Origin of the sequence: Massilia sp. DWR3-1-1 (assembly GCF_049898325.1) — a bacterium.
In the GTDB taxonomy this organism is placed as follows: domain Bacteria; phylum Pseudomonadota; class Gammaproteobacteria; order Burkholderiales; family Burkholderiaceae_D; genus JAFCUW01.
Map to the genome: position 1 here is coordinate 1 of NZ_JAFCXL010000036.1, position 12,794 is coordinate 12,794.

Annotated in this window: 8 protein-coding genes; 4 read left to right on the forward strand and 4 right to left on the reverse strand. The window is 64.7% G+C overall.

Annotation, left to right across the window (positions count from 1 at the left end; all coding sequences use genetic code 11):
- Positions 1-597: 597 nt before the first annotated feature.
- From ACP7EY_RS22845 to hpaR, 3 genes are all read right to left on the reverse strand, one after another.
- Positions 598-2,853 carry a lectin gene (locus ACP7EY_RS22845; protein WP_426197574.1) on the reverse strand — a complete coding sequence of 752 codons (2,256 nt, stop codon included), beginning with the start codon at positions 2,851-2,853 and terminating at the stop codon, positions 598-600.
- Positions 2,854-3,160: 307 nt separating this feature from the next.
- Positions 3,161-3,955 carry an aquaporin Z gene (gene aqpZ, locus ACP7EY_RS22850; protein ID WP_426197575.1) on the reverse strand — a complete coding sequence of 265 codons (795 nt, stop codon included), beginning with the start codon at positions 3,953-3,955 and terminating at the stop codon, positions 3,161-3,163.
- Between the two features lie 121 nt (positions 3,956-4,076).
- Positions 4,077-4,547 carry a homoprotocatechuate degradation operon regulator HpaR gene (hpaR, locus tag ACP7EY_RS22855; protein ID WP_426197576.1) on the reverse strand — a complete coding sequence of 157 codons (471 nt, stop codon included), beginning with the start codon at positions 4,545-4,547 and terminating at the stop codon, positions 4,077-4,079.
- 148 nt (positions 4,548-4,695) lie between these two features.
- On the opposite strand from hpaR, the gene ACP7EY_RS22860 reads away from it, so the two are divergent.
- Both ACP7EY_RS22860 and ACP7EY_RS22865 read left to right on the forward strand, forming a co-directional pair.
- The gene (locus ACP7EY_RS22860; protein WP_426197577.1) at positions 4,696-5,637 is read left to right on the forward strand and encodes a bestrophin family protein; all 942 of its coding nucleotides are present in this window, start codon (positions 4,696-4,698) and stop codon (positions 5,635-5,637) included.
- A 54-nt stretch (positions 5,638-5,691) separates the two neighbouring features.
- Positions 5,692-7,230, forward strand: a complete 1,539-nt coding sequence (locus ACP7EY_RS22865; RefSeq protein WP_426197578.1) for a succinate CoA transferase — start codon at positions 5,692-5,694, stop codon at positions 7,228-7,230.
- Positions 7,231-7,251: 21 nt separating this feature from the next.
- Here the strand turns inward: ACP7EY_RS22865 and ACP7EY_RS22870 are convergent, their stop codons facing one another.
- On the reverse strand, positions 7,252-7,947 hold the full coding sequence (locus ACP7EY_RS22870) for an SDR family NAD(P)-dependent oxidoreductase (protein ID WP_426197582.1): 696 nt from the start codon (positions 7,945-7,947) through the stop codon (positions 7,252-7,254).
- Positions 7,948-8,128: 181 nt separating this feature from the next.
- Here ACP7EY_RS22870 and ACP7EY_RS22875 point away from each other — a divergent pair, with 181 nt between their 5' ends.
- Both ACP7EY_RS22875 and ACP7EY_RS22880 read left to right on the forward strand, forming a co-directional pair.
- Positions 8,129-10,846, forward strand: a complete 2,718-nt coding sequence (locus ACP7EY_RS22875) for a jacalin-like lectin (RefSeq protein WP_426197579.1) — start codon at positions 8,129-8,131, stop codon at positions 10,844-10,846.
- A 239-nt stretch (positions 10,847-11,085) separates the two neighbouring features.
- Positions 11,086-12,753 carry a ShlB/FhaC/HecB family hemolysin secretion/activation protein gene (locus tag ACP7EY_RS22880; RefSeq protein ID WP_426197580.1) on the forward strand — a complete coding sequence of 556 codons (1,668 nt, stop codon included), beginning with the start codon at positions 11,086-11,088 and terminating at the stop codon, positions 12,751-12,753.
- Positions 12,754-12,794: the final 41 nt, after the last annotated feature.

Sequence of the window (12,794 nt, forward strand, 5' to 3'; positions counted from 1 at the left end):
CCCGCAGCGGCCCCCTCGCTGAGCCTTGTACCTTCTGGCAATTCCGCAGTGGTGATGCTGGCTGGATTGAATGTGACGCTGGTGGCCGACGGTGTCAGGTTGCCGCAAGGCGTGCAGGCGGAGGATCGCAGCGAGGAGAGAAAGCAGAAATAGCGGCCCATGCGCCGCCCGCTGTTCCGCCCACCCTGAAACGGATCAGGCGGTACGGGGACGGCGCCTCGGGCGGCCGTGTGATGGGGAGTCTGGACAGTGCGGAACGGTTTCGCAGTCGATCGCATGCTGCCCGCAGCCAATCGCGCAGCGTCCGCCTCGCGCACGCTGGCTAGCAGCCTGTCGGACTCAGGACCGTCAGCTGCAAAAATACCTGGGCCATATTTCGCCGCTTTCTCGGTCAATAGCTCGCTATTGACACTGCGAAATCGTCAAAGTCTGTCCTCGCCCACCTTTTTTTTCTCTATGACGCCCTAAGTCTGACAGGCTGCTAGCGCGGTTCGTTCAAATAGCCTGCAAGGCCCATTGCCCGGACGATCAAGTCAGAACCCTGGCCGCTGCAGCGCCCCGGCACGCCCCGCTGCGAAGCGGCGGGGACTCTCAAGTTCAGGGGCTGGCGTTCAAGCCGGAACTTCTGCCGCCTTGCTGGTACCACCAGTCGAGATTTTCGCGGCACGAGCCGCCCGGATTGCGCTGGACCAGCGCGCCAAGGTGGAAGTCGGGACTCGATTGCACGCAGCGATCGATGCCATCCTTGAGCCAGTAATTGAGCAAATCCTTGTCGTTGGCGCCCGGGTGCTGCGTGCGGAAAAACTTCAGGTCGAATTCAAAGCTGGCCCGCTCGCCGGCGGCGTAGCCTTGATCAGCCCAGTATTGCATGAGGTCGGTATTGCCCCAGGCCGTGCCGCGCGTGTCGTAGTAGTAATCCCAGTCGAAGATCGTCTGGTCGAACTTGTCGTTGGCGTCACTGTGATGCTTCTTGCCGCCGAAGGCATGGCTGATCGAATTGCCGGCATCCTTGAAGGCATTGGCCGCGCTGCTGGTCGACTTGCTGGCCAGGTCGCGCGCGGCGTCCTTCGACTGCTTGTAGGCGGCGTCGGCGGCCGCTTTGGTCTGCGCCGCTGCCGCATTCGCGGCCTGCTGCGCATCGCTGGAGATCTTGTTGAGCGCCGCCGTCGCTTGCCCCGCGCTGTAGCCGCTGAGCGACTGGTATTCACCGGCAATCTTGTTCAGCGCCGCTTCCAGGTCCTTGCCAATACAGCCCTGCAGTTGCGAAGGATCGACATTGACGCCGCCTTGCCCCTGGAAAATCTGGGCGATGTCCGTGCTTGCCTCGATCTTCACCGAGGTCTTGATTTCGAACGGGTTGATGCAGCTGGCCGACAAGGCAACCGACATGGTGTCGCCGGCCAGCGCCAGCAGCAGTTGTTGCCCGGCGATGTTGCCGGTTACGCTGACAGTCTGTGCCTTGCTGCTGATGTCGGCGGTGGCCAGCAGTTTGATCTTGGTATTGCCCAGTGGCCCCAGCTTGAGCGTGACGTTTTCCTGCGCCGTGCCCTGGAATCCCGACTTGCCCACCGATACCGCCATCTTGCCCATGGTCTGGCCGAGAATGCGCACGTCGCCGGCCATGTAAAGCAACGGGCCGCCGTCGGCCAGGGGACCGAGCAGGAGAAGATTGAAGGGGGCGTCGCTGGCGGGAAACGGTTGCGATGCGTCACCGAAACGGTAGGGCGCGGGCGGCACAGGGTTGCGCAACTGGATGACCGACAAGGCTTTCGTCATCATCGACAGCGGCTGCAGGATGACCTTGATGTTGCCGACATAACCGCCGCCGAACTTGTCGAGGGCCGTCGTGGTGGCCGACGTCGCCATCGCCGCTTGTGGCATCGCCATCGCCATCGCGATGAAGGCGGTGTCGGTCAGGGTCAGGATTTGCGGCGTCGCCATGCGGAAGGAAAAGTCGACCAGGTCCATCGCCCCTTCCGGCGTCAACGGCGTCTGGAACTGCAGCAGGATGTCCTTCGAGGTATTGGCGAAGCGGGCATTGCCCTTGTAGCCAAACACCAGTTCATTGTCGAGAAAGAAGGTCGAGTCGGACAGGGTCATGGCCGGTACCGTCATGGAAATCTTCAGCGCCGGCGCTGGCTGGAATTCCACAAAAGCCTTGAGCTTGGCGGCATCGGCGCCCGCTTTTTTCATGGTGTCGCCATGGCGCAGGGCCTCGGCCAGGCCGGCGCCGCTGCCGGCGCCGCTGGCGAGGTCGGTGGGGATCGGCATGACCACCCCCGCGCGCAAGGTCATCTGGTTGGCCGGTACGCCCAGTGCATTCAAGGTCGTCATCATGACGCCGCCAATATTCGCCCTGGCCGCCAGTTGCACGCCGCTGGAAAACGTCAGGCTGCCCACGTTGAAGTAACTATTGCGTACCACCTGCTGCAGGTCGGCCGGCATCTTGGCGACATCGAGCACGTAGTCGGTGGTGGAAATCGAGATGATGGGATCGCTGACGGCCGTCTGGCCCAGTATTTTCTGGACGTTCGGCTTGAGCAGGGGCGGCAAGGTCATGGTCTTGTTGACCACCAGCAAAAAGGTCTGCTGCGCGCTGCCGCTGGTGAAGAAATACAGCTGCAAGGGGCCGGAGCGGGTCGCATAGCAGCCCGTCAGGGCGCCGCCACACGAAGTTTTCTTCAGGCTCCCCACCAGCTTGTCGACATCGTCCTTCATGCCGGCAATCGGCAAGCTTCCCAGCAATTTTTTCAGGCTGGGCGTGATTTGCGGCAGGTCCTGGGACCAGGCTGCGGGGGCTGCCAGCAGAAGGCCGGCGATCAGCAAGACCCGCGTAGAGAATTTTTTCATCATGGGCATATCCAGCCGCGCTGCGCGCCTGGACGTTTGGCGCCGGGATCAGCGGGCATGGGGGAGCGATGCACTGGTTTGCGCATGATGTATCCTCAAAGCAACTATCATACGACGGCTTAAGCGCGTGCTTGCTGAGCGAATCTGAGCAGATTGCGGCGCGCCTGCGCTGGCGCGTACCAGTGCCTGTGGCTGTTAGCAGCCATCCACAATGATGGCAGGTTGCAGGGGCGCAGACAGCGATCGCAGCGCCTCGCCACTGCCGCGATGGCCATGACTGCCGTCTCTGCCGCAGTCATGGACCCGTCGTTCAAGTGCCGGGGTTCAAATCCTGCCGGTTGTCGCTGCGTGCACCGCGCACCTGTCGCTGGCGGCGTTCCTGCTGGCCGGGCGTGCGCGTGCTCGGCAGCGCTGTGGAAGCTTGCGTGGCGAAGATGATGCGGTAGATTGCCGCCCCCAGCAAGGCGCCGGCGATCGGTGCGACCCAGAACAGCCACAACTGGCCCGTGGCCCATTCACCGACATAGACGGCCACGGCCGTGCTGCGCGCGGGATTGACGGACGTGTTGGTCACGGGAATGCTGATCAGGTGGATCAGGGTCAGCGCGAAGCCGATCGCAATGGGCGCGAAACCGCGGGGCGCGCGCTGGTCGGTTGCTCCCAGGATGATGAGCAGGAAGAAGGTGGTCATGGTGAGCTCGCACAGGAGCGCTGCCACCAGCGAATAGCCACCCGGCGAGTGGGCGCCGTAGCCATTGCTGGCAAAGCCGCTGGCCACGCTGAATCCGGGCGCGCCGCTGGCAATGAGGTACAGGACCCCACCGGCGGCAATGCCGCCGGCGACCTGGGCTACGATGTAAGGCAACAGTTTGTTGGCGGGGAACCGTCCGCCCGCCCACAGGCCCACCGAGACGGCGGGATTGAGATGGCATCCGGAGATGGGGCCGATGGCGTACGCCATCGTCAGCACGCTCAGCCCGAACGCGAGGGCGACGCCATGCAAGCCGATGCCCACGTCAGGAAAGCTGGCGGCGAGCACGGCGCTGCCGCAGCCCCCCATCACCAGCCAGAATGTGCCAAGAAACTCCGCGCCGAACTGTTTCATGTTTGCTCCTGGTAGGCGCCGGTGGCAGGTGAGGGGTCGGCACGGGTTTGAGCACGCGGGGTCGCAAACAACGGTGCTGTGCATGTCAGACAGCGGCGCTGGCGAAGGGTTCCCGGCAAACTTAGGTCAGGGTGGCCGGCGGCAGTTCCACCCGCCGCACCGGCCTCGACTGGGCGTCGACGAAGCCTTGCAGGGCGTCCGACAGACTCTCGAGCAAGCGCTTGCCGATCGCCTGCTCCAGGTATTGATACTGCAATTCGATCAGCGGCGCCATCTCGTCGATCAGTGCGTCCCCTTTTAGCGCCAGGCTGACCAGCACGCGCCGGTGGTCCGCGGCCACCCGCTGGCGCTGAACGTAGCCGATTTCTTCCATGCGCGCCAGGATGCCGGCCATGCTGCTGCTGAGGATCTGGCACAGCGCGCAGATTTCGCGCGGCTCGAGCTGACCGTGTTCGTCGAGCGCGCGCAGGATGCGCCATTGCTGCTCGGTCAGGTCGTAGTGGCTGAGGATGGGGCGGAAATTCGCCATCAGCGCGTCGCGCGCCTTGAGTAACTGTTGCGGCAGGTTGCGGTGGGTGAAGCGGTGCGCCACGGTGACTCCTGGAATCGGTCGGGGTGGATGAACAAAATTGCTGTCAAGCACGGGATGCCTTGACTTACTCGCATGCTAGTGATTAAATCGCTCATATGCTAGTGAATTATACGGCGCCTCTGCCACGCTTTGACAGGAAAAATGCATCATGATCGTGCGCGACCGGCCCTCCGGCCTCCGGCTGTTCCTCGCGCTGCGCGGTTCGGTATTGCCGCGCATTTTGCCGGCGCTGATCGTCAACATCGTCATCGCCACCCTGGTGACCTGGTCGCATGGCGACCTGTTCCAGCTGAAGATCACGCTGACGACGATTCCATTCACGCTGATCGGCCTGCCCCTGTCGATCTTCCTCGGCTTTCGCAACAACGCCGCCTATGACCGTTTTTGGGAGGGGCGCAAGTTGTGGGGTGAACTGGTGCTGCGCAGCCGCAATGTGGCGCGCCAGTGCCTCAGCCTGATCGACTACCCGGCGCCGGCCCAGGCCGCGGACGGCTTGCGGGACGCCCGCGTGCGCATGGTGTACCGGACCATCGCCTTCAACCACGCCGTGCGCGACCTGCTGCGCGAGCAGCCGGCGCACGCCGGCCTGCAAGCGCTGTTGTTGCCGGCCGAATGGCACGCCCTGCAAAATGCGCCGCACCAGCCGGACTTCCTGATGCAGCAGATGGGCATGGACCTGCGCCAGTGCCTCAAGGAAGGGCGTATCGACCCCTGCCTGGCTGCCTCGATCGACGGCACGCTGTCGGCGCTGACAGGTGCCGCCGCGTCGTGCGAGCGGATCAGGAATACGCCCGTGCCGTTTTCCTACACGCTCCTGCTGCACCGCACCGCCTACCTGTATTGCTTCCTGCTGCCGTTCGGGCTGGTCGACTCGATCGGCTTCATGACGCCGTTCGTGGTGGCCATCGTCGCCTACACGTTTTTCGGCCTGGATGCGCTGGGCGACGAGATCGAGGAGCCGTTCGGCCTGGAGCCGAACGACCTGCCGCTCGACGCCATCTGCCGCGCCATCGAAATCGACCTGCGCTCGGCGCTGGGCGATCCGGCGGTGCCGGCGCCACTGGCGCCCGTCAATGATTGCCTGACCTGAGCTCCCAGCGCCCCATTGTTGCTGTTGCCATTAAAAAATAAAAAGGATAGACCCATGCATGAAGCCCACCACGATCGCATCCGCCACCCCCTCTTGCGCGAGCGCGTCACCAGCGCCGCCGCCGCGGCCGCGCTGATCGAAGACGGCATGACGATCGGCATGAGCGGCTTTACCCGCGCCGGCGACGCCAAGGCGGTACCGCTGGCGCTGGCCGAACGGGCCCGCCTCGATCCCCTGAAAATCACCTTGATGACGGGCGCCTCGCTGGGCAGCGACGTCGACAAGGTGCTCACGGAAGCGGGCGTGCTGGCGCGCCGCATGCCGTTCCAGTCCGATCCCACCTTGCGCGCGGCGATCAACCGCGGGGACGTGATGTTCATCGACCAGCACCTGTCGGAAACTGTCGAATTGCTGCGCTCCGGCCAGATCGCCCCCATCGACATCGCCATCATCGAGGCCATCGCCATCACCGACAGCGGCGCCATCATTCCCACCACCTCGGTGGGCAACAGCGCCAGCTTTGCCATCCTGGCCGACAAGGTGATCGTTGAAATCAACCTGGCCCAGTCGCTGGCGCTGGAAGGCCTGCACGACATCTTCATCCCGAAGCACCGGCCGCACCGCGAGCCGATTCCCCTGATGAGTCCCAGCGACCGCATCGGCACCACCGCCATCATGATACCGCCGGAAAAAATCGCCGCCATCGTCATCACGGAAAAGTGCGACAGCAGTTCGAGCATCCTGCCCGCCGATGCCGACACGGCGGCAATCGCCGCCCACCTGGTCGCGTTTTTCGAGCGCGAGGTGGCGCGCGGGCGCCTGACCGAGCGCTTGCTGCCCATCCAGGCGGGCATCGGCACCATCGCCAATGCCGTCATGAGCGGCTTCATCGACAGTCCGTTCACGCACCTGACCATGTACTCGGAGGTGCTGCAGGATTCGACCTTCGACCTGTTCGATGCGGGCAAGCTCGACTTCGCCTCCGGCTCGTCGATCACGCTGTCGGCCGCCAAGGGCGCCCAGGTGTTCGGCGACATCGAGCGCTACAAGGACCGGCTGGTATTGCGGCCGCAGGAAGTGAGCAATCACCCGGAGGTGGTGCGCCGGCTCGGCATCATCGCCATCAACACGGCGCTCGAGGCCGACATCTACGGCAACGTCAACTCGACCCACGTGGGTGGCACCCACATGATGAACGGCATCGGCGGTTCGGGCGACTTCGCGCGCAACGCCTACCTGGCCGTGTTCGCCACCAAGTCGCTGGCCAAGGGCGGCAAGGTCTCGAGCATCGTGCCGATGGTGTCGCACGTCGACCACAACGAGCACGACGTCGACATCATCGTCACCGAGCTGGGCCTGGCCGACCTGCGCGGCCTGGCGCCCCGTGAACGGGCCCAGGTGATCATCGACAACTGCGTGGCCGAACCGTACCGCCAGATGCTGCGCGACTACGTGGCGGCGGCCACGCTGCGCGGCGGCCACACCCCGCACGTGCTGGAAGAGGCGCTGTCATGGCATGTGCGCTACGCCGCCACCGGCTCGATGCTGCCCGCATCGGCCGCATCGGCCGCATCGGCCGCATCGGCCGCATAGGGCGACCAGGGCGCCGCATTCTTACCAGGGCAGGGTGGCGCCGTCGTACGAGCGAAACGTGCCGCTGTCGGCGGGCGTGAGGGAGTCGAGCACGCGCAGCATCTCGGTGGCGGCGACGGCGGCGGGGCGGCCGATCGCTTCGCCGCGGAATGGCCGTGACAAGTTCGAGTTCACCGTGCCCGGGTGCAGCGCCACCAGCACGCTGTGTTCCTGGCTGCGCGCCACTTCGATGGCGGCCGTCTTGACGAGCATATTGAGCGCCGCCTTCGACGCCCGGTAGCTGTACCAGCCGCCCAGCCGGTTGTCGCCGATGCTGCCCACCTTGGCCGACAACAGCGCCATGATGGCCCGTTCGCGATCGAGCAGCGGCACGAAGTGGCGCAGCGCCAGCGCGGGGCCGAAGGTATTGGCCTGGAACGTCGCCTGCATCTGCGCGTAGTGGAGGTCGGCCAGGCGTTTCTCGGGCATGAACTGTTCGCTGTGCAGCAGTCCGGCGGCATTGATAATCAGGTGAAAGCGGGGCCCCGCGGACAGTGCCTGCGCGGCCCTGGCGACGCTGTCTTCGTCGGCGAAATCGAGGTGGGGCGGCGCCTGGCGCTGCAGGCCGACCACGCGCGCGCAGCGGGGCGAGGCCGCGAGCAGCTCGACGAACGCGGCGCCGATGGTGCCGGAGGCGCCGATCACGAGGGCGTGGAACTGGTCGGGAAGGCTGGACATCATGGTGTGCTGCTCCATCGGCAAAGAGAATCGGTGCATCGATCATGCGCCAACATTGTCGTTGGCGACAATAAAAAGATGTTGTTGGGCAACTAAATCTCGTATAGTCTAAAGGTTAAATATAAATCGGTCATCGCTTGACCTTTTTCGACGGCCGCCCCGGCCTTCCCATGGGAGCACGATGAACCAGCACCTGGCCAAGGCCACCTTCTCCCTGCTCGGCGCCTGTGCGCTGCTGATGACGCCGCAAGTACGAGCGCAGGGCATGCCGGAAATTTCACCGGCCATCAAGAAAATGCTGGGCGGCTTGCCGATCGCCGGCATCAAGGACGACGTGCAGACCATGGTCGGCGCCTTGAAGAACAGCAGTTGCGGTGGCGGCCTGAAAGGCTGCTACATGGCCAAGTCCGGTCCCTTGCAGTTGTATTTTTTCACCAGCAACACGGCCCAGCAGACCTTCCTGCTGGTGTTGAACCAGCGCATGGGCATGCCGCCCTTGCTCAAGCCGAACGTGCAGAAAATCCTGGGCGGCACGGCCATCAGCGATCCCATCATTTCCATCTCCACGGCCGACTTCGACCTCGACGCGGCGAAGATGCCGCCGGACTTGCGCAAGGTGCTCAAGGACAGTTATTTCAATGCCCCGGGGCTGAGCTTCGCCTCCGGCGTGCAAATGACGGCGCAGGCGAGCATGGGGCCCATCATGCAAGCCAATATGTTCAAGCTGGGCGTGCTGGTGAAACAAATGGTCATCCGCGCCGGGGTGGTGATGCCGATTCCGACCGACCTGGTGGGCGGCGCCGGCATGGGCGTGGGCCTGGCAGGCGCCATGAAGGACGGCGACACCATGAAACAGGCGGGCGCCAAGGCCATGGAGCCGGGCGCGTTCGTGGAGCTGGCGCTCGATCCCAGCGCCAGGACGTGGATGACGCTGCCGGCCATGACGACGACGGACATGACCTTCTTTATCGACAATGAGCTGACCTTCGGTTACAAGGCGAATACCCGCTTTCCCGGCGTGGACAAGGAAATCCTGCTGCAGTTCCAAACCCCGCTCGACCCGGCCGGCGCCATGGATCTGCTCGATTTCTCCTTCCGCATGGCCACGCCCAAGACCTTCACCCTGGAGGACGCTGCCCGCATCGCCATCGGCATGCAGATGCCGCCGGAGATGCCGCCGGGGCAGGCCAAGGCGTCCCTCGAGCGCTACGGTGGCGGATTCATCGGCAAGATCAAGGACATTGCCAAGCCCCTGCTGACGGCGGTGAAACCGCTGTCCGTGTTCCAGTTGCGCAATCCCAGTCCGCCCCTCACGCCTTACCGGGTGGGCGATCCCGGCAAGCCGTTCCCGACCACGGACGCGCCCTTCAACGTGCTCGTGCTGGGACCCGCCGCCGACGGCGGCCCCTTGCTGCATGTCGCTGGCGACGCGCACATCCTCGGCCAAACCATGGGCAGCATGGACTTGACAATCGGTAAGGCGGGCTTTCACGGCACGGCGGAAGAAAATATCGCCGTCAAGCTCGGTCCGCTTGGCAAGGTCCGTATCAAGATGCTGGCCGTTGCCGACATCGGTGCCAGGCAGCAGAACGTCAGCCTGGTGGGCAATCTGGCCGGGCAAAAACTGGCGCTGGTGCTCTCGGGCGACTCGCTGGCGGTCGAACTGTCGGCCAGTTGCATCAATCCCTTCGAGATCAAGACCCGCGTCACCATCACACCCACCCTGGACATCGCCGACATCATGGAAGGGCAGGGCGGCGCCAGCGTCGATCCGTCCAAGTTGCAGAACTGCATAGGCAAGGACCTGGAAAAGGCACTCAACAAGGTCGCCAACGAGTACAAATCGATGGAAGGTTTCGGCGCCAAAAACGCGACAGCGGCCCTGAAACAGATCGACGACACGGCCAGGCAAGCCGAGAAGGCCGCCACGGACGCCTATAACCAGACCAAGAACGCGGCCCGCAAGAGCGCCAGCACGGTGTCCAACGGCGCCAGCCATGCCTTCAACGATGCGGGCAATGCCTTCAAGGGCATCGGCAAGAAGAAGAAACACAAAAAGGGGCCCGATCCCAGGTTTGCCGCCTCCGTGTTCGACTGGGATTATTATTACGACAACTATCCCGATGTGGTCAAGGCCGGCGTCGACCTGCCCACCCACTGGCAAGAGCACGGATTTCGCGAAGGCCGCCAGGGCGCGCCGGAATTTTCCGCCCGCTTCTACCGCGATCGTTATCTCGACGTGCAGCAACGCTGCAGCGCCACCGACTACGATTGCGTGCTCAAGCATTGGCTCGATGAAGGCATCGAAGAAGGGCGCCAGGGCAGCGCCAAGGTCAGCATTGCCAGTTATCTGCAGCGTTACAGCGACCTGCAAAATGCCTTCGGCAAGGATAATTTCCCGGACGCGCTCGACCACTGGATGAATTCCGGCGAAGGCGAAGGCCGCGATCCCGCTCCCGCCACCAGCGTGACCGGGCCGATCTATGGCGCGCAGTTGCTGGGCGGCGATGGCGGCGGCGCCTGGAGCGACGTGACGCAGTGCGCGGGTCAGCACGTGACAGGCTTCCGCCTGAAATGGGGCGACCAGGTGGGCGCCGTGCAGTTCCAGTACGGCGCGAACGGCTGGGCCCCCATGCAGGGCAACGGCAACGGCGACTGGCGCAGCACGGTCACGCTGGCCGCTGGCGAAACCATCACCCGCGTGGACTATCGCAGCGGTGATCGCGTCGATGCCCTGACCTTCATCAGCAACAAGGGCCGGCGCTTCGGCCCCTACGGCGGTGGCGGTGGCAGCCCAGGCACGTACCAGGCGTCGGCCGGACAGGTGCTCGGCTGCGTGGCTGGCCGCGCGGGCAAGCAGATCGATCGCTTGATGTTCTCGTCGACCGGGCCGCGGTAGGTGGGCGGCACTGGCCGGCGCTGGCGCTATCGATCGCATCGCCTCGCAACCGGATTTTTTGGCGCTTTCACGGTCATGGTGAAAGCGCCATTTTTTCCGCCGACCTGCCATCGGACAGGCCGCCCCAGCGCGTGTTTTTATTGGTGCTGACACGGGCGAGTGCTCAGATTCACTCAGATTGTTTCCTAATAGTAAGTGTTAATATTACTGGTTAAGAATTAATACTGAGAGTCAGTGGAATGAAATCCCTATTTTCTGGCGCGCTGCTGCCAATCGGCATGGCCGTGTGTGGTGCCGCCCTGGCGCAGACGGCGCCCACCGCCGGTTCGCTGACCCAGCAGATCGAACGCGAGCGGCCCCTTGCCACCGCCAGGGCGGCGCCGGACATCCGCGTCGAGCAGGCGGGCGCGCCGGCCATGCCGGCCACGGCCGGGCAAAAAATTGTCGTCAAGGCACTCCGCATCACGGGCGCGCAACTGTTTTCGGAAGCGCAATTGCTGGCCGTGACCGGCTGGCGGGGCGAAACGGCCTTGACCCTGGCCGAACTGCGGGCGATGGCCTCGACGATGTCCGCCTTTTATCGCCAAAACGGTTATTTCCTGGCCCAGGCCTATCTGCCGGCGCAGGATATCCGCGACGGGGTGGTGAGCTTCGCCGTGCTCGAGGGCCGCTACGGCGACGTCAGCCTGCGCAACCAGTCCGCCGTCGGCGATGACGTGGCGAAGAAGCTGCTGGTCGGCCTGGCGCGCGGCGACGCCGTCGCCATCGGTCCGCTCGAGAGCCGGGTGCTGCTGCTGGGCGACCTGCCGGGCGTGATCGTCAAATCGACGCTGGTGCCGGGCGCCTCGGTGGGGGCGTCCGACCTGATCGTGGACTTGCTGCCGGGCCCGCGGGTGTCGGGCAGCATCGATGCCGACAACCAGGGCAACCGCTACACGGGCGCCAATCGCCTGGGCGCTTCGCTGCAGATCAACAATCCCAGCGGTGCTGGCGACGTGATCAGCGTGCGCGCCCTGACGTCGGCGGCGGACATGCACTACGGCCGCCTGGCCTACCAGCGGCCCCTGGGGCGCGCCACGGCAGGGCTGGCCTATTCGCGCATGGACTACCGGCTGGGCCAGGATTTCGCCAGTTTGCAGGCGAGCGGCGTGGCCACCATTGCCAGCCTGTATGGCAGCTACCCCTTGCTGCGCTCGCGCACGAGCAATCTGACGGCCCAGTTGCACCTGGACGACAAGCGCTTTCGCGACCGCGCCGACGCGGCAGGCACGCGCACGGACAAGGATGCCCGCGTGGCCATCGCCAGTCTGAACGGCGAGGCCCGCGATGAAGGCGGCGCGACCAGCTACACGCTTTCCTGGAACCGCGGCATCGTCGACATCGCCAGCGCGGCGGCGCGGGCGGCCGACGCGGCGACGGTGCGCACCGATGGCCGCTACAACAAGCTGTCGCTGAGCGCGACCCACCTGCAACAACTGAGCGACAGCGTGGCATTGTATGGGGCCGTGAACGGCCAGGTGGCCTCGAAAAACCTCGACGCGTCCGAAAAAATGGGCCTGGGCGGCACAGGCGGCGTGCGCGCCTACCCGTCCGGCGAAGCCTACGGCGATCAAGGCTACGTGCTCAACCTGGAAGCGCGCGCGTTGCTGCCGGTGGTGGCGGGCGTACCGGGCCGCCTCACCGTGATCGGCTTTGTCGATCACGGCAGCGTGATGGCCAACAAGCAGCCTTGGACGAGCGGCAACAACCGCCGCAGCCTGTCCGGCGCCGGGCTGGGCCTGACCTGGGCCGCGTTCGGCCGGCTGGCCCTGAGCGCCAGCATCGCCAGCAAACTGGGCAATTCGCCCGCCACCTCGGCGCCCGACACGGGCCGCCGTATCTGGGTTCAAGCCGTCACGTATTTCTGATCGCGCCATCCTCACCGCCGCCATCGCGGCCGTGAGCGCTC

Coding starts and splice junctions, on each gene's coding strand:
- ACP7EY_RS22845 (WP_426197574.1), bottom strand. CDS start 2,853: ATGATGAAAAAATTCTCTACGCGGGTCTTGCTGATCGCCGGCCTTCTG.
- aqpZ (WP_426197575.1), bottom strand. CDS start 3,955: ATGAAACAGTTCGGCGCGGAGTTTCTTGGCACATTCTGGCTGGTGATG.
- ACP7EY_RS22860 (WP_426197577.1), top strand. CDS start 4,696: ATGATCGTGCGCGACCGGCCCTCCGGCCTCCGGCTGTTCCTCGCGCTG.
- ACP7EY_RS22865 (WP_426197578.1), top strand. CDS start 5,692: ATGCATGAAGCCCACCACGATCGCATCCGCCACCCCCTCTTGCGCGAG.
- ACP7EY_RS22870 (WP_426197582.1), bottom strand. CDS start 7,947: ATGTCCAGCCTTCCCGACCAGTTCCACGCCCTCGTGATCGGCGCCTCC.
- ACP7EY_RS22875 (WP_426197579.1), top strand. CDS start 8,129: ATGAACCAGCACCTGGCCAAGGCCACCTTCTCCCTGCTCGGCGCCTGT.
- ACP7EY_RS22880 (WP_426197580.1), top strand. CDS start 11,086: ATGAAATCCCTATTTTCTGGCGCGCTGCTGCCAATCGGCATGGCCGTG.